The sequence below is a fragment of the Kitasatospora sp. LaBMicrA B282 genome, assembly GCF_050325825.1.
Lineage (GTDB): Bacteria > Actinomycetota > Actinomycetes > Streptomycetales > Streptomycetaceae > Kitasatospora.
On sequence record NZ_JBNQTI010000123.1, the window covers coordinates 1 to 20,152 of the forward strand.

Genomic DNA, 20,152 nt, shown 5'->3' on the forward strand with positions numbered 1-20,152 from the left:
CGGCTTCTCGTCAGTCGCCGATGCTCCGCATGGACTCCCTCCTCGGCGCCGCCGATGCACGCACCCCAACGCCGCCGCGCCCGCCCTTCGGGCGGACGACGGGGGTTTGAAGACAGGCCCTAGAGCTCGGGCACGATCATCGCGGCGAACGGCTCGGTGGCGGCGAGCCGTTCGGGCACCAGCTCCTGGTACTCGGCCGAGTGGTAGACGGCCTCGGCCCGCTCGACGTCCGCGAAGCGCAGCACGACCGTGTGGGTGCCGCCGGTCGGACGGCCGCCCTCGCCGAGGTGCAGCGTGCGGTCCGTGCCGACCAGCATCTCGCCGCGGTCCGGGCCGAGGAGTACGGGGGTCGCCGCCTTCCGGTAGGCGTCCAGGCGCTGCTGGTCGGACACGTGGTAGTTGAGGATCAGCAGCGCGGTCATCGGAACTCCGGTCGACTCGGGTGCGTCTGAAACGGTGTCAGCCAGGCTGTGGCCGACGATACACCGGGCCCGACTAAGCACGGGGTGGCGCGATTCGACGCCCGTCGAAGGAGGACGCATGACCGTCTACGCGGTGGCCCAGCTGTCGATCACCGACCGCGCCCGCTACGACCGCTACCAGCGTCGCTTCCTGGAGGTGCTCGGCCGCTTCCGCGGGAGCCTGCTGGCCGCCGACGAGCACCCCTCGGTGGAGGAGGGCAGCTGGGAGCACCAGAAGGTGGTCCTGCTCGCCTTCCCGGACACCGCCGCCTTCCGGGAGTGGGCCGACTCGCCGGAGTACCAGGAGATCGCCGCCGACCGGAAGGCCGGCTCGCACGGGGTCGTGCTGCTCGTCGCCGGCCGCCCGGAACCCCGCTGACGGCGGCACCGGCACGGCAGTACTGGCACGGCAGCACCGGCACGTCTGCACCGGACCGCCCGGGGTGCAAGTCGGTTCGAGTGGGTCTTGAGGCATCGCTGACAGCATCGGAAGCGCACCTCAGCCATTCCCCGACCCGAGGGAGACCGACATGTCCGATCTCACCCATGGCACCCCCGCCGACGGCGACGCCCCGAGCTTCGAGCTCGCCGATCTCGACCTGACCGACCTCACCGTCACCTCGCTGCGCGACAGTGCCGCCCTGCCCGAGGGCGGCGCCTCCTGGGGCTCCAGCTCCTGCCAGGGCTCCTCGTCCTGCGCCCAGCCGCACCCCTACCCGCAGCCGCTCTAACCGCCGCCTGACCCGGCGCAGGGGTGACCGCGCGCTCCCGACCCCGGGGACGCGCGGTCACCGCGTCGCAGGCCAGAGCCGGCTCGGAGGAGGGGGAGAGATGACGGACGTCCTGGACGCCAGGCGTCACGCGGCGACCGACCGCGGCGACTACGCCGTGCACTGCGCGCCCTACGTGCTGGTCCGGGCGACGGTGCTCGGCTACCCGGCCGAGCAGCCGCCGGCCACCGCCTTCCGGGCCGAACTCGCGGCGCTGGCCCGGGTGGAGGCGGCACTGGCTGCACTGCGACCGGCGCTCGGCGACGCCCTGTACGCCAGTCGGGCGGGCCACACCGAGGACTTCCACCGCGAGGTGGTGCTGCCGCTGCGGCGCGCCCTGCACAACGGGCGTGAGCCGCGGCCCGCGCTGCTCGCCCGGCTCGCCGACCTGCCGGGTCGGGTGCCGGAGCTGGCCCACTGGTTGACGCTGCGTCAGGAACACGCCGAGTTGCTCGCCGCCCTCGACGGCAGCGGGCCACCGGCGCTGGTGGCCGAGCGGGTCGCCCTGGCGGCGCTCTGCCGGGAGCCCGCACTGGCCCGGGCGGTTGCGCTGACCAGCACCGACCTGCTCCGCGCCGTGCAGCGCGCGGGGGCGGGGGCCGCCGACCGGCGGGCGCGCAAGGAGGAGCCCGGCGTGCTGCGGTACGCGCTGCGGGCCAGCACCAAGACCAGCCCGCTCTCCTGGTTCACCGCGGTCGGCTGGGGGCCGCTCGCCCCGGGCCTGGACGGGCCGGCCGGGCCGCTCGACTCCCGCGGCCTCGGCGATCTCGGCGAACAGCTCGGCGCCGGCCCGCTCACCCCGGTGGTCAAGGTCAACCGGGTCCTGGTCGGGGCGCTCACCCAGGCCCTGCTCGACGACCCGCAGCGCCGCGCCGACCTGCCGCACCGGATCACCAGCACCGCGCGGATCGCCGACGGCCGCGCCGTCTACGCCCGCAGCAACCTGCACCACGCCGGCGGCCGCTACCTGCTCAGCACCGAGGAGGAGCTGGCCCTGCCCGCCACCGGTCCGCTGGCCTTCGTCACCGAGCAGGCGGAACACCCCATCGCCCTCGCCGAGTTGACCGACCGGCTGACGGCCGCGCTGGGCGGCCCGGCGAACCGCCCGGCCGCCGTGGCGTTCCTGGACCGGCTGACCGGGGCCGGCCTGCTGCTCCCCACCGAGCCGGTCGACCCGCAGGCGGCCGAGCCGCTGACCGAGCTGGTCCGCCGGCTGCGCGGGCGGCCCGCGGACGCCGAACTCGCCGACCGACTGGCCGAGATCGACCACCGCACCGAGACCTTCGCCGCCACCCCCGCCGACCGCCGCCCGGCCGCGCTCGCCGAGCTGGCCGACCGCTGGCACGCCGTGCTGGACCTGGCCGGCCGTCCGGTCGCCGCCGACAGCGTGCCGCTGAGCGTGCTCTCCGAGGACGTGGTGGCGCCGCAGCCGCTGCGAGCGGCCGGGCAGCTGACCGCCGCGGACACCGGGGCACTGGCCGAACTCACCCCGCTGGCCGAGCTGTTCGACCTGGGGAACCTGGTGCGCCGGCTGGCGCTGGACCGGTTCGTGGCCCGCTACGGGCCCGGCGGCCGGTGCCCGCGGGTGTGGGAGTTCGGCACCGAGCTGGTCGCCGCCTGGCAGGACGCCGGGCGGCTGGCCGCCCTGGACCCGCGGCAACGCGCGGAGCTGCCCGCCGGGCTGGCCGAGCTGGCCGACCTGCGCGCCGAGGTGCTGGCCGCGGTCGCCGGGCTCCGCGGGGACCGCGGCGCGGGCGAGGGCGCGGGCGAGGTCGGCGAGGTCGGCGACCTCGCGCTGCCGGTCGAGCTGGTCCGTGGGCTCGGCGCCCGGCTGCCCGACTGGGCCGTGGCCCGCCCGCTCGGTTACTCGTACTTCGTCCAGCGCGACCCGGCCGCGGGGCTGCTCTGCGTCAACCGGGTGTACGGCGGCTGGGGCCGGTTCAGCAGCCGGTTCCTCGACACCCTGCCGGTCGAGGCCACCGACGCGATCGCCCGACAGGTCCGCCGCGGGCTGGGGCCGAAGGCGCGGGTTGCCCAGGTCCGCCCGGTCGGCGGCTTCAACGCCAACCTGCACCCGCTGCTGGTGCCCGACGAGATCGGCCCCGACCGGCGCTGGGCCTCGATCGGCGAGTCCGAGCTGGAACTCTGGCACGACCAGGCGGCCGACCAACTCCGGTTCCGACTGCGGGCCACCGGCGAACCGCTCGACGTGCTGTACGCCGGCTTCCTGGCCCCGGTGATGCTGCCGCAGCGGCTGGCCCCGTTGCTCTGCGACCACCCGCACGGCGTGGTCGACTTCCAGCCGCTGCTGTCGGCCACCGCGCTGCTCGCCCCCGGGGGCCGGGTGGTCCGCACCCCGCGGCTCGGGTACCGCCACCTGGTCCTGCAACGCCGCCGCTGGCACCTGCCCGCCGCCGTGGTCGGCGCGCTCACCGCCGAACTGGCCGCCGACCGCGAGGTTCCGGCGGCCACCGCCGCCCGCTGGCGGGCGCTGCTCGGGCTGCCCGAGCAGCTCTTCCTGCGCCCGGCCCAGGCCGCCCCCGAGGGCTGGACCGCCGACGCGCTCCTCACCCAACTGCGGCAGCCCAAGCCGCAGTTCGTCGACCTCGGGAACGCCCTCCAGCTGCGCTGCCTGGGCCGCTGGCTGGCCCGGCACCCCGGGGGCGTGGTACTGGAGGAGGCGCTGCCGGCGCCCGGCGGGCGGGCGCGGGCCGGCCGGGTGGTGGAGCTGGTGGTGGAGGCCTACCGCGCCGGGCGGGACCGGAGCGCCGGGTGGTCCGGATGACCGCCGCCGGCTTCCGCGAGCGGCCCGAGCCCCGCGAGCCGTCCGAGCTCGGCAACCTGTCCGACTTCCATGTCCCGTCCGACCCCCATGACCCGTCCGACCGCCGCGACCAGGAGGTGCCCATGCCCGCCATGACCATCCCGAAGGTACTCGCCGATCTCGACACCGACCCGGCCACCGGTGACGCCGCCGCCCGTGACGTGGTCGCCTACTACCACCAGCCCGACAAGAACGCCCTGCTCCGCGAGGCGATCCTGCCGCTCGCCGAGCGCTGCGCGGCACACGGCCTGGCGGCCCAGGTGGAGCGGCACTGGCTGCACGGCCCGCACCTGCGGGTGCGGATCGACGGCCCGCCCGAGCAGGTGGCGGCCGCCGCCGAGCAGGGCGTGCTGGCCGTCCGCGGCTGGCTCCGCTCCCACCCCTCGCAGAGCGACCGCAGCACGGCCGAGCTGCTCGCCGAGGCGGCCGCGGCGGGCCGCGCCGAACTCATCGCCCCGCCCTACGGCCCGGTGGTGCCCGACAACACCGCGCGGATCGAGAGCGTCGACCGGAGCGGACTGCGCGCCCTGCTCGGCCCGGACGGTGCCGCCCTGCGGGACGACCTGCTCCGGCTCGGGCTGCCCGCGCTGCGGGCCGGCGCGGACTTCCTCGCCGCCGCCGGCGACACCTCCGCCGCCCGGGTGCAGCTGCTGGTCGGCGTCCTGACCGCGCACGCCGCCGCGCACCCCGGCGCCCTGGTCGGCGGGCACTACTCCTACGTCTCCCACTTGGAGGACTTCCTGCTGCACGACGACCCGGACGGTCGGCTGCGCCAGTCCTTCGAGCGGCGCTGGACCGACTCGCGCGCGGCCGTCACCGCCCTGGTCGAGCGGGTCGCGGCCGGCCGGCTGCAGCCCGCCGAGCAGCCCTGGGCCTACTGGTCGACCAGCGCCTGGGAACTGACGCAGCGTCGGCTCGCGGCCGGCGCGGACCTGGCCGGTCGGCCGGCCGCCTACGCCGAGCGCGCCGCCGCCACCGGGGATCAGGCCGCGCTGCACCGCTGGACTCCCGAACTGCGCAGCAGGTTCAGCGAGTTCCACCGGATGATGCGCCGCGCCGATCCGCGCGGCGGGATGTTCGCCGACCCGGAGTACCTGGTCTACCGCACCTGCACCAATGGTCTCTACCGGCTGCTGGCCGGCTGCGGCGTCCGCCCGGTGGAGCGCTACCTGGCCGCCTACCTGGTGGTGCAGGCCGTCCCGGAGCTCACCGGGCACCGCTGGCGCGAGCGGCTGGCCGAGGCGGCGAGCCTGGCGGCGGCCTCCGGCCCGGCGGCGGCGTCGAGCCAGGAGAAGGCGGCGTCATGAGCCCCACCACGGGTCACCCCGACGGGGTCGAGGTGGCCGACGCGGTGGCCGCCCTGGAGGGGTGGCGGCTGCGGCCCGGGGTCGCCGTCACGCCGCTGCGCGAGGGGCTGCACCTGCGGGGGCGGCGCTCCGCGGTCACCCTGGAGGGCAGTCGGGCGCTGCCGGCCCTCTGGCAGTTGCTCGCCGAGGCACTGCAGAGCGGCGACCACACCGCGCTGATCGACCACGCCCCCGCCGGCTCGCCGCTGCGCGCCGCGCTGAACACCCTGATCGGCCACCTGCGCACCCATGACCTGCTGGTGGACGCGGCCGCCACCCCTGCTGCCCCCTGGCTGCGCGCCACCGCCCCGCAACCGGCGGCCGCCGCCGCGGCCCTGGCCGGCGCCCGCATCCGGGTGCAGGCGGCCGACCCGGCCTCCCCGCTGGCCCGGGCCGCGCTGCGGGCCCTGCACCGCGCGGGGAGCTCGCCGTGTCAGGTGACCGAATCCGGCGCCGGGGTGCTGCTGCTGGCGCTCGGCGCGTCCGGACGACTGCAGGCGGTCGCCGTCCGGGCCACCCGGGAGGGCGGTTTCGTCACGGCGCCGGGCAGCCCCGAGCAGGCCACGGCGGACGCGTCGGCGCTGGCCGCCCGGCTGGGCTGGGGCACCGACGAGGCCCGGGTGCCGCCGGCGCTGACCGCGCTGCTCGCCGGCGCCGCCACCCAGCGGCTGCTCTGCGCCGTGGCCGGCCTGCCCGACCCCGCGACCGAGGGCGAGGACCACCGGGTGCTGCCGGGACGCCCGGCGGTGCTGCTGGCCCAGGCCGGGCCGCTGCGCGCCGAGTACCGGAGCTGGTTCGGCTCGCTCGCCCTGGACCCCGACCGGGCCGCACCGCTGCCCCCGCCCGTCACCCTGGCCCAGGCGCTGCACCGGGCCGGTGCGCTCGGCGACGACCGGCTCGGCGTCCTCGCCGCGGCGGAACCGGGCGAGCTGCCGCAGCTGCCGGTCGCCCTGGTGAGCTGCCCGGCGCCTGCGGGAGTGCCGCCAGAGGGGGTGCTCCTGGCGGCCGGCGCGCGGACCGACCTGGCCCGGCTGGACGCCCTCTGCGCCGCGGCCGAACTGCGGCTGGGCGGCGGCGCGGCGGACCGGCCGCCGCGGGTGGCCGTCGGCGCCACCCCGGAGCACGCCTGGGGACGCGCGCTGCGCGCCGCGGTGCGGTCCGGGACCGGCGCGGCCAACCGGCGGCCCGCGTCGCCGTGGAGCGAGCACCCGCAGGCCCGGCACTGGTGGCGCACCCTGGGCGAACTGCACCTGGCCAAGCCCTGGGTGGCGGTCAGCTGCCTCGCACCGGGTGTGCACCGGGCCGTTGTCCGGGTCGCCGGGCAGCCGGTCGGCCGGGCGGTCGAGGCCACCGCCGGCGACGCGGTCGCGCTGGCCGCCCTGGGCGCCGTTGCCCGCGCCGTGGCCGGCCGCCCGGCGGCGTGGTCGTTCCCCAGCGGGGCCCTCGCGCCCCTCGCCGCCGCCGGGGTCGAGCCCGCGAGCTGGGAGGACGAGGGCTCGACCACGGGCTGGCTGGCCGGCCTCGCCACCCGGGAGCCCGCCCTGCACCTCGCGCTGCGCCGGCTGACCGGCCTGCACGCCGTGCCGCTGGCGCCGGACGTGACCGACACCTCCCCCCTCGCCGCGGCCCTGCACGCCTGCGGCTTCACCGTCCTCGCCCCCGCCGGAGGTTCGCGATGACCGCACCGGTGAACCCGCGTCCCGCTGTCCGCACCTCGACGGGAGGCCTCCGATGACCGCACCCGTGACCCCGCGCGCCGCCGCGTCGGTGGCCGGTCCGGGGACCTCGCTGTTGACGCCGCCCGTTGCGCCGCCCCTGCCTCCGCCGGGCGCCCACCCGCCGGTGCTCACCGCCGAGGCGGCGCTCGCCGCGGTGGCGGGCTCGGCCGTGGTGCTGCTCGACGAGTGGAGTCCGGGCCTGGCCGCCGAGTTGAGCCGGCACGCGCTGGCGCACCCGGTGGTCCAGGTGCCGGTGCGGTGCGACGGGGCACTGATCGTGGTCGGGCCGGTGCTGCGGCCGGGGGCCGGGGCCTGTCTGAGCTGCACCGAGTACCAGCGGCTGGCCACCGCCGGGGGCCGGGTGCCGTGGCAGAGCCCGCGGTTGGCGCTGGGCGGGCTGATCGTGCCGGCCCTCGACGAGGCGGTGCTGACCCTGGCCGCGGAACTCCTGGCCGACGCGAACACCGACACGCCCCCCGACCCGCCCATCGGCGCGACCGTCCACGTGGTGCACGGCGACCGCGCCACCTGGTCCACCCACCACGTGCGCCCGGTCGGCGGCTGCCCGGTCTGCGCCCCGCTGCCGCCGGACACCGCCGCGGCCGCCCGGGTGCCGCTCACCCCGCGCCCGCTCCCCGATCCGAGCGTGCTGCGCCAACCCAACGCCCGGCTCGCCCCCGACACCCGCACCGGCGCGGACCCGCTGCGCGCCGCCCTGCACGACGAGCGCTTCGGCCCGGTCCGCCGGTTGGTCCGCACCGAGGACTCGGCGTTCAGCCTGACCAGCGCCTACGTCGCGGACGGTCGCGCGGTGGACGACGGCGGCTACGGCCGGGCGGCCGACTTCGGGAGCAGCGAACGCGTCGCGCTCTTCGAGGCGGTCGAGCGGTTCGCCGGGATGCGCCCCACCGGCCGGCGCACCGCGCTGCGCGCCGCCTACGCCCGGCTCGGCCCCGAACGGGCGCTGGACCCGGCCCGGTTGGGCCTGCCGGACCCCACGTACCACGGCCACCCGGCCAGTTCCACCGTCCCCTACCACCCGGAGCTGGAACTCGACTGGGTGCACGGCTGGTCGCTGACCCGCGACCGCCCGCTCCTGCTGCCCGAGCACGTCGCGTACTGGGACGTCCCCGGCACCGACCGGCCGCGGGTGGTCTACGAGAGCTCGAACGGCTGCGGACTCGGCAACAGTCCCGAGGAGGCCGCGCTGTACGGCCTGTTCGAGGTGGCCGAGCGGGACGCGTTCCTGATGGCCTGGTACGCCGCCACCCCGCTGCCCCGGATCGCGCTGCCCGCCGAGGACCTCGAGGTGCGCCGACTCGCCGACCGGGCGGCGCTGTCGGGCTACCGGCTGATCCTGCTGGACGCCACCAACGACCTCGGCATCCCGGCCGTGGTGGCCGTCTGCCGGTACCGGGGGCGGCACCCCGACGCCCCGCGCTGCTTCCTGGCCGCCGGTGCCCACCACGACCCGCGCAGCGCCATCCGGTCCGCGGTGATCGAGGTCGTCACCACGGTGCAGGCCGCCGCCCGGCGGGCCTCGAGCAGCGAACGGCCCTACGACCCCGAGCGGTTGCACCCGATGCTGACCCGCCCGGAGCTGGTCCGCACCCTGGACGACCACGTCGGCCTGAACACCCTGCCCGCGGCGCAACCGCGGCTGGCCTTCCTCTTCGCCGACACCCCCGAGCGGGACTGGCGGGCGGCCTGGCCGGGCGCGCCGGCGCCGGTCGCCGACCTGACCGGGCTGCTGACCGGCACCGTGCAGCGGCTGGCCGGCCTCGGCCTGGAGGTGCTGGTGGTGCGCCAGGACGAACCCGGCGTGCGGGACCGACTGGGCCTGTACTGCGCCAAGGTGGTGGTGCCCGGCACGCTGCCGATGACCTTCGGCCACGTCCACCACCGCACCCAGGGCCTGCCCCGCCTGCTGGAGGTCCCCCACCGGCTGGGCCGCACCGAACGGCCGCTCAGGCCATCCGACTTGACCATCCACCCGCACCCGTTCCCGTGATCCGGCAGAGGATTCCCCCATGGCCGACTGGCACAGCCTCCACCTGTTCCTGCACAGCGACACCGCGGACGTCGACGCCTTCCTCACCGCCGAACTCGCCCCGCTGCTCGACGGCCTGGTGGTCTCCGGGCAGGCGGCGGACTGGTTCTTCATCCGCTACGGCGAGGACGGCCCGCACCTGCGCATCCGGGTACGCGACCTGGCGCCGCTCGCCGCCGCCGAACTGTCCGCCACCCTGAGCCGGCTCGCCAAGGCGGTGCCCTCCGTCGCCGGCCCCTGGCCCTCGACGCACGGCGAGGTCCGCGAGGTGCCCTACCGCCCCGAGGTCGACCGCTACGGCGGCCCGGAGGCCGTACCCGAGGCCGAGGCGGTCTTCGCGGTCTCCAGCCGGGTGGCCGTCCAGGCCCTGGCCGCGCTGCGCCGCGCCCCCGCCGCGGCCGACCGGGCCACCCAGCGCCTGACCACGGGCATCGACCTCGCCCACACCACCGTGCTCGCGCTCGGCCTGGACCGGCTCGCGGGCGCCCAGTGGCTGCGCCGGCACGCGGCGGGCTGGCGCTGGGTCACCGAGGTCGAGGTGTTGCCTGGCGCGGCCGTGCACGCCCGGGTCAACTCCGTCTTCGCGCTCCAGCACAAGACCCTGGTCCGGCGCGCCGAGGACCTCGCCGCCGACCTGGCCGAGCGCCGCAGCGCCCACCCCTGGCTGCTGGCCTGGGCGCCGCGGGTCTGCGGCTCGACGGTCCGCGACCCCCGGGTCTGGGGCTCCCACCTGCACATGCTCTTCAACCGCCTGGGCATCACCCCCGACGAGGAGCGGGCGATCTGCCGGCTGGCCGCCCGCACCCTGCTGGACGCGGGCGAACCGCCGTCGTTCTTCCCGGTCGGCCACCGCGCACCCGACCGCCAGTACCTGGAGCGCAGCAAGTTCCAGGCCGGCCGCACCGAGGACAGCGCGCTGCGCCTGCTCGAGCCGGCCGACCTGGAACAGCTCGGTCGCCCGGCCCCGGGCGACCGCCCGCTGCCCGCCGGCCAGTTGCCGCCCGCCTCGCTGCGGCAGGCGTTCACCGGGCGGGTCTCGGCCCGCGGCGAGCTGCGCGGCCCGCTCTCGGCCGCCACCCTGGGCACCCTGCTCTGGTCCGCCCACGCCGAGAGCCACCGCACCGAGCACCCCCGTCCGGACGGCACCACCCACACCATGCCGCACCGGCCCTACCCCAGCGCCGGCGCGCTCTACACCGCCCGGCTGCGGCTGATCGCCCGGGAGGTGACCGGGCTGCCCGCCGGCACCTACGACTGCATCCCCGAGCACCGCACCCTGCGCCCGGTCGGGCCGGCGCCGAGCACGGCCGAACTGACCGCGCTCTCCTCCTACTTCGCCCGGCCCACCGACGATCCGGACCTGATCGGGATCGAGCAGGCACCCGCGCTGCTCGGCCTCTACGTCGAGTTCGGGCTGCTGCGCCGCCGGTACGGCCTGCGGGCGCTGCGGCTGGGCCTGCTGGAGGCCGGCCACCTGGCCCAGACCCTGCTGCTCACCGCGACCGCGCTCGACCTGGTGAGCGTCCCGCTGGCCGGGTTCCTCGACGACCTGGCGCACGAGCTGCTCGGCCTGGACGACCTGGACCAGCCGCTGCAGTACCTGCTGCCGCTGGGGCGCCGCCCGGAGCAGGGAGTTTGATGTCACGTCAGTTGGTTGCGGGGCAGTACGCGTCGTGCCGCGGGCGGTGGCCGGTGACCAGGAAGTCGGTGACCAGGTTGTCGCCGCAGGCGTTGCCGTTCGCCAGGTAGGCCTCGTGCCCGCCGGAGTCCACCGTGACCAGCCGGGCCCGGTCGCCCAGGGCGCTGCGCATCTTCAGCGCCGTCGAGTACGGGGTCGCCGGGTCCCGCAGGTTCTGCACCATCAGGACGTTCGACGGGCCCTTGGCGGTGACCGTGACCGGCGGCTCGGCGGGCTTCACCGGCCAGAAGGCGCACGGCATGACGTTGACCGGCATCCCGGCGGTCAGCGGGTGCGCGGCCCGGTCGGCGGTCGTCGCGCGCTGGTAGTCCGCGACCGAGGTCGGCCAGGCCACGTCTCCGCAGAGCGTCCCGACCGAGGCGGCCACCGAGTTCTGCAACGCCGCCTCGGGCGGGGCGACCGGGGTGGGCAGCTGGGCCTTCCCCTCGGCCGCGAGCATCAGGCGGGCCAGGTTCGGGAAGCCGGCGTCGGAGTAGAGGCTCTGCAGCATGGTCTCGCGCAGCACGTTGCCGTTCAGCTCGGCCGGTACCGCACCCGGCCAGGGGATCGGCGCCCGGTCCAACTGTGCGGCCAGGTCGAGGTAGCGCTGCCGGACCTCGTCCGGGGTGTCCGCGATCCGCTGCGGATTGTCCGGCCGGGCGGCCCAGGCGGCGAAGTCGGGGAACCGGTCCTCGGCGCCGGTGGCGTACCCGGCCAGCCAGCCGCGCCCGACCCGGGTCGGATCGGGGTCGTCGCTGCTGTCCAGCACCACCCGGTCGGTGTGCTGGGGGAACATCGTGGCGTACACCGCGCCCACGTAGGTGCCGTAGGAGACGCCCCAGGCGGAGAGCTTCCGCTCGCCCAGCGCCTGCCGGATGCGGTCCAGGTCGCGCGCCTCGTTCGCGCTGCTGAGACTGTGCAGCACCGGCCCGCCGTTCGTCCAGCACTGCTGCGCCAGGCGCTGGGCGGTGGTGACGTTCTCGGTGATGCCGCCGTCCGCCGCCGGCCACGGGTAGATGTTCGCCGGGGCCAGGTCCGCCGGGGCCAGGTCGCAGCTCACCGGCGTCGACTGCCCCACGCCGCGCGGGTCGAACCCGATCAGGTCGTAGCGGTCGAGCACCGACTGCGGCAGTACCTTCGCCACCTGGGCGGGTCGGTTCAGCCCCGGATTGCCCGGTCCGCCCGGAATGGTCACCAGCACCCCGCGCCGCAACCCGGGCTGCGCTGCCGGGATCCGCGAGACCGCGAGGGTGATGCTCGGCCCGTCGGGCTGCGCGTAGTCGAGCGGGACGGTGAGGGTGGCGCACTGCTGGCGGGGGTCGGGGGTGGGGGCGGCGCAGCTGGTCCAGTGCAGGGTGGAGGTGGTGGGGCGGGGGGCGGCCTGGGCGAGGGGCGCGGAGAGGGTCAGCGCGGTGGTGGCGGCGGCGAGGGTGAGGGCCGCGGTGCGGGTGATGCGGGTCGTCGTCATGGGGAAGAGTCTTGACCGGCGGGGCGGCCGGGGCGATCCGGTGCGCCTGCGGGTGCGGGGTGGTGCCGGTGCCACCGCGGGGGTGGGGCAATCCCTACCGGAAATGACAACGTGCTTGATGCTCACTAGAGTTGAATGAGCGTCAGACGTGGTCACAGGGGGCTGTGACCATGCGGGGTGGATCCGGTTACCCGAAGGAAAACTGATGGTGAGTGAGATCGAGGGCGGTGGGCCGGGCAACGACGGACCCAGGGACGACGGGCCGAGAGCCGACGGGCCCAGAGGCGACGGACCCAGAGACGACGGACCCAGACCGGTCGCGGTCGACCTGGACGAGCAGGGCCGCCTGCTCGACCCCGCCACCGGGCTCCCGGTGCGCGGCGACCGGCTGGCCGCGCACCTCGCCGACCGCCTGCGGATGCCGGCGGCCGCCGGTGACGTCTACGTCCACGTGCCCGGCTGGCAGACCACCACGCGGCCGGCGGACCGGGCGGCAACCGACCTGACCGACACGGCACGGGCCCTGCTGGCGGCCCGCCCCGCCCTGTACCCCGGCATCACCGCGGGCTACCGGCCGTGGTGCGTGGTGGTCCGCTGGCCCTCCGCCAGCCCTCCCACCCTGGCCGGCTACCGGCGGATCCGGGACCGCGCGGCGGCGATGAGCGCGGCGGCCGGCGGCAGCGCGGGCGAGGTGCTCGCCCGGTTGCTGGGCTGCCTCGACGCGCAGCGGGGGCGACCAGCGGGCGAGCCGGGTGGTGACCGCTACCTGCACCTGCTCGGGCACTCCTTCGGCGGCCGCTTCCTCTGCGAGGCCGTCCGCCGCGCGGCGGCCGACCGGCAGCCGCCGTTCACGGTCGACAGCATGCTGCTGCTCCAGCCCGCCGCGCCCCGCGAGGCCTACGCCACCTGCTTCCCCGCCCTCTTCCCGGCCCCCGGCCGCTCCACCGCCCCGCTGCGCGGCCCCCTGGTGCTCGCCCACGCCCGCGGGGACGCGCCGCCGGAGCCCGGCGCCCTCCGCGGACCGCTGGGCGGCGCGGCGGCAGCCGTCCGCCGGTCCGCCGTCCCGCTGCTGCCCGTCGACGTCCCGTACCACCGGCGGGCGTTGGAGAGCGGCATCGTGAACGTCCTCGGGGGAGCCGCCCACCGCGCCGCCCCGCCCGCCCGGAGCCTCCCCGCCTGCGGTCACGGCGACCTCCACCACCCCGAACTGGCCCACCTGCTGCTCAGCCTGGCCGCCCTGGCCCGGTGAGGGGGAACCCCCTGGGGCCGGTCCACGACCTCCCGCCTGCGGGGTGCCGCCTGAGCACGCACCTCCCCGGCCTGCGGCTGGGGGAGCCGCCCCGCCCGCCCTTCGGGCGGACGACGGGAGCTCGAGGACAAAATCGCTGTTACGTCTGCGCTGCACAGTGATAGAAAGCCCGCGTGAACAAGACCTTGGACTTCCCTGAGCTGCTGCGCCTGATCGACGAGCGGTCGGCCGCCTTCCGGGCCGCGATCGCCTCCGCGCCCAGCCTCGATGTGCAGGTGCCGACCTGCCCCGAGTGGACGCTGCTCGACCTGGTGCACCACCTGGGCGGGGGGCGTCGCGCCTGGGCCGCCACGGTCGCGGCTGGGCCGGAGGCCTCGGGCAAGTCGGCGGGAGAGGGCCTGACCGCACCGCAGGAGCGCGAGGCCCTGCTCGCCTGGCTGGCCGAGTCGACGCAGCAGCTGCTGGACGCGTTGCGGGAGGCCGGCCCGGAGCGCGGTTGCTGGACGTGGTGGGGCGCGTCGCAGTCGCCGCGGACCTGCGGCGCCGTCGCCCGGCACCAGCTCCAGGAGATCGCGATGCACACCTATGACGCCCAGCTCGCCGTGGGCGCCCCGGAGCCGCTGCCGGAGGAGGTGGCGCTTGACGGTGTCGAGGAGTTCCTGTTCACCTGCTGCACCACGACGGTCGCTTGGCCGCACGAGCCCGCCGTCGTCGACTATCACGTCATCGATCGCGGCTCCTGGCGCCAAGCGCTGTCCGCCGATGGTTCTCGGGCCTTCCGTCTGCCCGAATCCGGCGGTGTGACCGCCGCCGGCGAGGACTCGGAGTCGGTCGACGTCTCCGTCCAGGGTACGGCGAGCGACCTGGTCCTGGCCGTCTACGGTCGCATCCCGCTGGACTCCCTGAAGCTCGAAGGCGACCGGCACCTCTTCGACCTGCTGGAAGAGTGGGACATGGAGTAGGACTGCCCGGAGCAGCGGAGTGGCACGCACGCCCCAGCCTTCGGCCGGGCGGACGACGGGAGTTCGCAGACCGGCCTAGAACTTGATCTCCTCGCAGGCGCGGCCGCGGAGTCGGTAGCCGCCGGGGGTGTGTTCCCAGCCCTCGGCGCAGACGACGGAGCGGTTGGGGAGGTCGCGGCCGACCTGGAGGGTGTAGTGCTGGTGGTAACCCCAGAAGGCGGTGGGGCTGTTGGCGTCGAGGCCGCCGCCGTAGAGGTGGAAGTGGCCCGTGAAGTCGCCGTCCCAGGTGGTGGATGCCGAGACGGAGGCGACGTGCAGGCCGCTGCCGTCGACCGCGATGCAGGTGCGGTCGTTGCAGCCGGCCGCGCCCGCGGAGGCGGCGGGGGCGGAGGTGAACACCAGGGCCGCGGCGCTCACCGTGCCGACCGCGGTGTGCAGGAGCCAACGTGCCTGCGGTCCGATGCGGTTCACCTGCGGGCCTTTCTGCGGGGGATCACGGGTTGGGAGTGATCCTGGCAGTGGCCCGCGCCCGGGGTGGAACCCGTGCGGCGGATTCCACCCGGATGGGCGCACTGCGTCAGCCGTTGCCCGCGCGCAGCACCGCCACCGCGGCGGGGCCGGCGGCGTCGACGCCCATGCTGCCGCCCTGGACCTCGCAGGCGACGGCGAGGTTGCCGCGGAAACCGATGAACCAGCTGTTGGGGAGTTGGCCGTTGACCTCGGCGGTGCCGGTCTTGGAGCCCACGTCGGACGGGATGCCGCCCGGGACGCTCGCGGCGGTGCCGTTCTTGGTGGTGTAGAGCATCATCGAGCGCAGGTCGGACAGGACACCGCCGGACAGTTGCCGGGCGGCCGGCTGCTGCGGCAGGCCGGGGACCACGATCGGCTGCCGGAAGGTGCCGTTCTGCACGGTCGCCGCGACCGAGGCCATGGCCAGCGCGTTGGTCTTGATGGTGCTCTGGCCGATGTACTCGGTGGCCGCCGACGCCGGGTCGGAGACGACCGGGATCACGGTGTCCAGGTCGGTCAGCCCGGTCTTCCAGTCCAGTCCGAGGCCGAACACGTCCTTGGCCTCGGCGGGCAGGGTGGACGGCGTGAGCAGCCTGGTGCTCTCGTTGATGAAGGCGGTGTTGCAGGACTGCGCGAAGTCGTCCTGGAGCCGGTTGTCCAGCCGGGCGTCGGGGAAGTCGTTGTGCAGCGGCTGGCCGGTCACCATGGTCTGCGACGGGCAGGCGACCGTGCTGCTCGGGCTGTCCCCGGCCTCCAGCAGGGCGGCGGCGGTGATCACCTTCATGGTGGAGCCGGGGGCGTGCTCGGCGAGGAAGGCGTTGTTCGGGCCGTTGGCGGGCGCGTTGGCGATGGCGAGGACGTCGCCCGTGCTCGGCTCGATGGCGACCAGCGAGGTGGGGCGGGTGCCGCCCTGGGACTGCTGCTGCGCGGCGGTCTCGGCCGCGGCCTGCAGGGTCGCGTCCAGGGTGAGCCTCAGCGGTGGCTGCGGTGCGGGCGCGGTGATGGTGAACAACGGGACCGGCGTGGACCCGCCGGGCAGGTTCAGCTGGACGGCGCTGCCGGCCGTCCCCGATGTCCCGGCGGTGCCGGAGCTGCCGGAGGTGCCGGCCGCGGGCGCCTGGGCGGCCGCCTTCAACTGGTTCAGCAGCGGCGCCAGTGACGGGAAGCCGGCCAGCGACTTGCCGTTGCGGTCGACCACGTCCGAGGGCGTGGCGGGCAGCGGCTGCACCGAGATCGAGCCACCCTGCGTCAGCCGGGGGTTGATCACGGTCGGCGTCCAGTGCACCAGGTCGGTGCCGTCGCTCTGCTGCACCACCGCCAGCGAGCCGTCGTACACCCACGGGCCGGTGGCCTTCGCGAAGGTGATGCTGGCCTTGAACGCCACCGGTGTGCCGCCGGCGGTCGCACCCGTGCCGCCGCCGGTGGGCGTGAAGCTCATCGCCGTGGGCTGGAGCTTGTCGTGGAAGGCGGTCAGGGTGGTGATCGCGGTGGACGGGTCGTCCGTCTGCGCCGCGGCCTGGGTGAGGTTGCCGCTCGCCCAGGCGTCCAGGAAGGACTTGGCGGTGGCACTCGCCTGGTCGGCCGTCAGCGGCGCGCCCGGGGTGCCCTGCGCCCGCGGCGGCAGGCCCGGAGACTGGGCAGCGGGCGTGCTGCCCTGCGCTGCCGCGACCGGTGCGGTGTGCACCGTGCCCGGATGGCTGCCGCCACCCGCCAGATCGCTGATCGCGTAGCCCGCCCCCACGAGCATCGCGGCGCTGACCACGCCTATCCCGATGCCGACCTTCGCACTTCTCTGCACTGGCTCCCCCTTGCCTGGGTTGGTACTGGACCAACGCATGATGGAGCGTCGCTGTGGCGCGATGGAAGCGGCTGTGACGATTCTGTGATCGATGGTGCCGGCGGGACCGGGGGGACGGCGGTCAGGCACCGACCGCCTTGGCACGGTCCGCGGCGATGTTCAGGGCGAGGGCGCCGAGGACCGTGCCCATGGCGTACCGCTGGATCCGCAGCCAGCCGGGGCGGCGGTCGAGGAAGCCGGCGATGCTGCCCGCGCTGAGGGCGATCAGGCCGTTCACCGTGACCGCCACCAGGATCTGGGTCAGGCCGAGCGCGAAGCTCTGGGCGGCGACGTGGCCGCGGGCCGGGCGGACGAACTGGGGCAGCAGCGAGACGTACATGATGGCGATCTTCGGGTTGAGCAGGCAGGTCAGGAAGCCCATCGCGAAGAGCTTGCGCGGCGGGTCCGGCGGCAGCGGGCGGGGTGCGAAGACCGCGGTGCCGCCCGGCCTGACGGCCTGCCAGGCGAGCCAGAGCAGGTAGCCGGCGCCGGCCAGCTTGAGCGCGGTGTAGAGCACCGGCACGACGGCGAAGAGCGTCGCCACGCCCGCGGTGGCGGCGGTGAGGTAGGCCAGGAAGGCGGTGGCGACACCGGCCAGTGAGACCAGTCCGGCCCGGCGGCCCTGGGCGATCGAGCGGGAGACCAGGTAGATCATGTTGGGCCCCGGGGCCAGCACCATGCCCAGCGCCACGGCGGCGATGCCGAGGAGGGCGTGCGGGTCCACGGCCGAGGTGAGCGCGTCCATGGGGCGAGGCTAGGACAGGGCAACTGCTCGGTGCAATGATGACTTTGCACTCGGTGCAATGCCGATGTGCAGCGGAGATCGGTGCCATGCCGGTGCGCTGGAGAGCAGGAGGGTGGCGGGCGATGGAGGACTACCGGGTCGTCGCCGACGAACTCGCGCGGGAGATCGTCGACGGGCGGCTGCGACCGGGCGACCAACTGCCGACCCAGCGGGCGTTCGCCCGCGCTCGCGGCATCGCCAATTCGACCGCGGGCCGGGTCTACCGGGAGTTGGTGCGGCGCGGGCTGGTGGTCGGCGAGGTGGGCCGCGGCACCTTCGTCCGGGCCGTGCCGGGCGGGCCCGGCGGTGCCGTCGCGCTGGCCGAACCCGCCGGCACCCCGGTCGACCTGGCGCTCAACCACCCGGTGGTGCCCGAGCAGGCGGCCCTGCTCGCCGCCGGGTTGGCCCCGCTGCTGCGGCCGGACGCGCTGGCGGCGGCGCTGCGTCCGGTGGGCGTGGCGGGCACGGCCGAGGCGCGGCGGGCCTTCGCGGCGCTCGCGGCGGGGTCGGGACCGGGGGCGGGGCCGTCGGGGGCTGGGTCGGGATCGCGGTCCTCGGGGTCGGGATCGGGGTTGACGGTCGGGGCGGGCGAACCCGGCTGGGCGGTGGACGCCGACGGCGTGCTGTTCGCCGGCAACGACCGGCAGTTGATCGCCGCCGCGCTCGGTGCGCTGGTGCGGCCCGGTGAGCGGGTGGGCGTCGAGGCCTTCACCTACCCGGTGGTCAAGGCGGTGGCCGAACGGCTCGGCGTCCACCTGGTGCCGCTGCCGGTGGACGAGTCGGGCCTGCGCCCCGAGGCGCTGGCCGCCGTGCACCGGGCGACCCCGCTGCGGGCCCTCTACCTCCAGCCGCGGCTGCACAACCCGCTGGGCGCGACGCTCGGGCCGGAGCGGCGCGCCGTCCTGGCGGCCGAGGTGGCGCGGCTCGGACTGCCGGTGGTGGAGGACGCGATCTGGGGCTTCCTCTGCCCGGGGCTGCCACCGTTCGCCGCGCTCGCGCCCGAGCGGACGATCCTGGTCGACAGCCTCACCAAGCGGCTGGCACCCGGCCTCAGCACCGGGTTCGCGGTCGTCCCGGGCCCGTTCCGGGCGGCGGTCGGGGCGGCGCTGCACGCCGGCGGGGCGACGCCGAGCGGGTACGCGCTGGAGGCGGCGGTGCGGTGGATCGGGGACGGCACGGTCGATGCGGTCACGGCGGCGAAGCGGGTGGACGCGAGGGAGCGTCAACTGCTGGCGCGAGGCGAGCTGTTCGACCAGAAGCTGACCGGTGATCCGGGCTCCTACGGCCTGTGGTGGACGCTGCCGGGCGGGTGGCGGGCCGAGACCTTCGTCGCCGCGGCCGCGCGGGCCGGCATCACCGTCGTCCCCGCGGCCGCCTTCGCCGCCGACCCGCGCAGCACGCCGGCCGCGGTGCGGGTCGGGCTCGCCTCGCCGCCGCGGCCGGAACTCGCGCGGGCGCTGGCGGTGTTGCGGCGAATTGCGCGGGCGGGGGAGTCGGGGCAGGCGGGGTGATGGTGCGTCAGCTCTGGGTCAGGGGCTTCTTGAAGACCGTGGAGCTGCGCTGCACCTGCATGCCGACGCGCAGGTAGAGGTCGAGGGCGCCGGTGTCCGAGTGGGTCCACAGGGTGCAGGTCCGCCGGCCGTGCTGGTGGAAGGCGCGGAAGACGGTGTGCAGCAGCAGGCGGGCGATGCCCCGGTTGCGGTGGTCGTGGCGGACCGCGACCTCCTCGACGTAGCCGCCGGCGGTCTCGGGGAGGTCCATGGCGAGGACCGCGCCGACCAGTTCGCCCGTCGGGTCGAGGCTGCCCGTCGGGTCGAGGCCGCCCGTCGGGTCGCTCGGGTCCGTGGCGAAGGCCAGCGCCGACAGCCCGGGGGCGAAGGCGGGGCGCGCCACGGTGTGCTCGGCCCACTCCCGGAACGGGTGGCGCCGCTGCTGCCAGTCGTCGAAGGCGTCCTGGATCAGCAGGTGCGCGGCCTGCTCGTCGCCGGCCCGGAACGGCCGGACGGCGATGCCCGGGACCGGTTCGGGCAGCGGGGGCTCGTCGGTCATGGTGTACTCCAGCAACCACTGGGTCACCTTCGGCTCGTAGCCGCGGGATCGGAGCAGGGTGACCGCCTGGACGTCACCGTTGGGCACGGTCTGGGCGAGCTGCTCGTCGCCGGCCTGGCGGGCCCGGGCCTCGGCCCAGTCCAGCAACGCGGATCCCAGGCCGTGGCCCCGGTGCTGCGGGTGGACGTCCACCTCGGAGCGGCGGTTCACCCAGGCCCGGGCGACCGGCTGTCCGGACCGGTCATGGACCAGCAGCGTGTCCAGCTCGGTGACCAGGCCGGGGCGGGCGAACACGGCCGCGATGCTGCCGGGGTCGGTCTCCGGGTGACCGTACAGCTCGCGCTCGCAGGCCGCGACCAGGGCGTGGAGCGCGGGCACGTCGTCGGTGCTGGTCGGCCGCGCCCGGTAACCCGGGGGCAGGTCGGGCACGAGAACTGGCATCGCTG

Annotated in this window: 16 protein-coding genes; 10 read left to right on the forward strand and 6 right to left on the reverse strand. The window is 76.0% G+C overall.

Annotated features, from left to right (window positions below; all coding sequences use genetic code 11):
- Window positions 1-119: 119 nt before the first annotated feature.
- Complete coding sequence (locus ACQRUO_RS27730; RefSeq protein WP_428318819.1) at window positions 120-422, reverse strand: DUF1330 domain-containing protein; 303 nt, start codon at window positions 420-422, stop codon at window positions 120-122.
- Between the two features lie 118 nt (window positions 423-540).
- Between ACQRUO_RS27730 and ACQRUO_RS27735 the strand changes: the two genes are divergently transcribed.
- From ACQRUO_RS27735 to ACQRUO_RS27765, 7 genes are all read left to right on the forward strand, one after another.
- Window positions 541-840: a DUF1330 domain-containing protein gene (locus tag ACQRUO_RS27735; RefSeq protein WP_428318820.1), complete on the forward strand. Its 300-nt coding sequence runs from the start codon at window positions 541-543 to the stop codon at window positions 838-840.
- A 151-nt stretch (window positions 841-991) separates the two neighbouring features.
- Window positions 992-1,192: a thiazolylpeptide-type bacteriocin gene (locus ACQRUO_RS27740; protein WP_428318821.1), complete on the forward strand. Its 201-nt coding sequence runs from the start codon at window positions 992-994 to the stop codon at window positions 1,190-1,192.
- Between the two features lie 100 nt (window positions 1,193-1,292).
- Window positions 1,293-4,016: a lantibiotic dehydratase gene (locus ACQRUO_RS27745; RefSeq protein WP_428318822.1), complete on the forward strand. Its 2,724-nt coding sequence runs from the start codon at window positions 1,293-1,295 to the stop codon at window positions 4,014-4,016.
- Window positions 4,013-5,362, forward strand: coding sequence for a lantibiotic dehydratase C-terminal domain-containing protein (locus ACQRUO_RS27750; RefSeq protein WP_428318823.1), 1,350 nt, complete (start codon window positions 4,013-4,015; stop codon window positions 5,360-5,362). The genes ACQRUO_RS27745 and ACQRUO_RS27750 overlap by 4 nt, the downstream gene beginning before the upstream one ends.
- Window positions 5,359-7,080: a hypothetical protein gene (locus ACQRUO_RS27755; RefSeq protein ID WP_428318824.1), complete on the forward strand. Its 1,722-nt coding sequence runs from the start codon at window positions 5,359-5,361 to the stop codon at window positions 7,078-7,080. The genes ACQRUO_RS27750 and ACQRUO_RS27755 overlap by 4 nt, the downstream gene beginning before the upstream one ends.
- Before the next feature lie 52 nt (window positions 7,081-7,132).
- The gene (locus ACQRUO_RS27760; RefSeq protein WP_428318825.1) at window positions 7,133-9,130 is read left to right on the forward strand and encodes a TOMM precursor leader peptide-binding protein; all 1,998 of its coding nucleotides are present in this window, start codon (window positions 7,133-7,135) and stop codon (window positions 9,128-9,130) included.
- Window positions 9,131-9,149: 19 nt separating this feature from the next.
- Window positions 9,150-10,808 (forward strand): thiopeptide-type bacteriocin biosynthesis protein, encoded by a 1,659-nt coding sequence (locus tag ACQRUO_RS27765; protein ID WP_428318826.1) that lies wholly within the window; start codon window positions 9,150-9,152, stop codon window positions 10,806-10,808.
- A gap of 7 nt (window positions 10,809-10,815) precedes the next feature.
- Here ACQRUO_RS27765 and ACQRUO_RS27770 read toward each other — a convergent pair whose 3' ends face one another.
- Entirely contained in the window at window positions 10,816-12,315 is a 1,500-nt protein-coding gene (locus tag ACQRUO_RS27770) for an alpha/beta fold hydrolase (RefSeq protein ID WP_428318827.1), read from the reverse strand.
- A gap of 205 nt (window positions 12,316-12,520) precedes the next feature.
- Between ACQRUO_RS27770 and ACQRUO_RS27775 the strand changes: the two genes are divergently transcribed.
- Both ACQRUO_RS27775 and ACQRUO_RS27780 read left to right on the forward strand, forming a co-directional pair.
- Window positions 12,521-13,564 carry a hypothetical protein gene (locus tag ACQRUO_RS27775; RefSeq protein WP_428318828.1) on the forward strand — a complete coding sequence of 348 codons (1,044 nt, stop codon included), beginning with the start codon at window positions 12,521-12,523 and terminating at the stop codon, window positions 13,562-13,564.
- 173 nt (window positions 13,565-13,737) lie between these two features.
- Window positions 13,738-14,526 carry a maleylpyruvate isomerase family mycothiol-dependent enzyme gene (locus ACQRUO_RS27780; RefSeq protein ID WP_428318829.1) on the forward strand — a complete coding sequence of 263 codons (789 nt, stop codon included), beginning with the start codon at window positions 13,738-13,740 and terminating at the stop codon, window positions 14,524-14,526.
- A gap of 75 nt (window positions 14,527-14,601) precedes the next feature.
- Here the strand turns inward: ACQRUO_RS27780 and ACQRUO_RS27785 are convergent, their stop codons facing one another.
- From ACQRUO_RS27785 to ACQRUO_RS27795, 3 genes are all read right to left on the reverse strand, one after another.
- Window positions 14,602-14,997, reverse strand: a complete 396-nt coding sequence (locus ACQRUO_RS27785; RefSeq protein ID WP_428318830.1) for a hypothetical protein — start codon at window positions 14,995-14,997, stop codon at window positions 14,602-14,604.
- A 106-nt stretch (window positions 14,998-15,103) separates the two neighbouring features.
- Window positions 15,104-16,834, reverse strand: coding sequence for a penicillin-binding transpeptidase domain-containing protein (locus tag ACQRUO_RS27790; RefSeq protein WP_428318831.1), 1,731 nt, complete (start codon window positions 16,832-16,834; stop codon window positions 15,104-15,106).
- A gap of 121 nt (window positions 16,835-16,955) precedes the next feature.
- Window positions 16,956-17,618, reverse strand: coding sequence for a LysE family translocator (locus tag ACQRUO_RS27795; RefSeq protein ID WP_428318832.1), 663 nt, complete (start codon window positions 17,616-17,618; stop codon window positions 16,956-16,958).
- A gap of 122 nt (window positions 17,619-17,740) precedes the next feature.
- Here ACQRUO_RS27795 and ACQRUO_RS27800 point away from each other — a divergent pair, with 122 nt between their 5' ends.
- On the forward strand, window positions 17,741-19,168 hold the full coding sequence (locus tag ACQRUO_RS27800; protein ID WP_428318833.1) for a PLP-dependent aminotransferase family protein: 1,428 nt from the start codon (window positions 17,741-17,743) through the stop codon (window positions 19,166-19,168).
- A 7-nt stretch (window positions 19,169-19,175) separates the two neighbouring features.
- Here ACQRUO_RS27800 and ACQRUO_RS27805 read toward each other — a convergent pair whose 3' ends face one another.
- A complete protein-coding gene (locus tag ACQRUO_RS27805; RefSeq protein WP_428318834.1) occupies window positions 19,176-20,147 on the reverse strand; it encodes a GNAT family N-acetyltransferase in 972 nt (323 codons plus the stop codon).
- Window positions 20,148-20,152: the final 5 nt, after the last annotated feature.

What these genes read in the sequence shown, in the direction of transcription:
- ACQRUO_RS27730 (WP_428318819.1), bottom strand. Translation starts at nt 422, where the DNA reads ATGACCGCGCTGCTGATCCTCAACTACCACGTGTCCGACCAGCAGCGC.
- ACQRUO_RS27745 (WP_428318822.1), top strand. Translation starts at nt 1,293, where the DNA reads ATGACGGACGTCCTGGACGCCAGGCGTCACGCGGCGACCGACCGCGGC.
- ACQRUO_RS27740 (WP_428318821.1), top strand. Translation starts at nt 992, where the DNA reads ATGTCCGATCTCACCCATGGCACCCCCGCCGACGGCGACGCCCCGAGC.
- ACQRUO_RS27775 (WP_428318828.1), top strand. Translation starts at nt 12,521, where the DNA reads ATGGTGAGTGAGATCGAGGGCGGTGGGCCGGGCAACGACGGACCCAGG.
- ACQRUO_RS27770 (WP_428318827.1), bottom strand. Translation starts at nt 12,315, where the DNA reads ATGACGACGACCCGCATCACCCGCACCGCGGCCCTCACCCTCGCCGCC.
- ACQRUO_RS27800 (WP_428318833.1), top strand. Translation starts at nt 17,741, where the DNA reads ATGGAGGACTACCGGGTCGTCGCCGACGAACTCGCGCGGGAGATCGTC.
- ACQRUO_RS27795 (WP_428318832.1), bottom strand. Translation starts at nt 17,618, where the DNA reads ATGGACGCGCTCACCTCGGCCGTGGACCCGCACGCCCTCCTCGGCATC.
- ACQRUO_RS27760 (WP_428318825.1), top strand. Translation starts at nt 7,133, where the DNA reads ATGACCGCACCCGTGACCCCGCGCGCCGCCGCGTCGGTGGCCGGTCCG.
- ACQRUO_RS27765 (WP_428318826.1), top strand. Translation starts at nt 9,150, where the DNA reads ATGGCCGACTGGCACAGCCTCCACCTGTTCCTGCACAGCGACACCGCG.
- ACQRUO_RS27755 (WP_428318824.1), top strand. Translation starts at nt 5,359, where the DNA reads ATGAGCCCCACCACGGGTCACCCCGACGGGGTCGAGGTGGCCGACGCG.
- ACQRUO_RS27735 (WP_428318820.1), top strand. Translation starts at nt 541, where the DNA reads ATGACCGTCTACGCGGTGGCCCAGCTGTCGATCACCGACCGCGCCCGC.
- ACQRUO_RS27750 (WP_428318823.1), top strand. Translation starts at nt 4,013, where the DNA reads ATGACCGCCGCCGGCTTCCGCGAGCGGCCCGAGCCCCGCGAGCCGTCC.
- ACQRUO_RS27805 (WP_428318834.1), bottom strand. Translation starts at nt 20,147, where the DNA reads ATGCCAGTTCTCGTGCCCGACCTGCCCCCGGGTTACCGGGCGCGGCCG.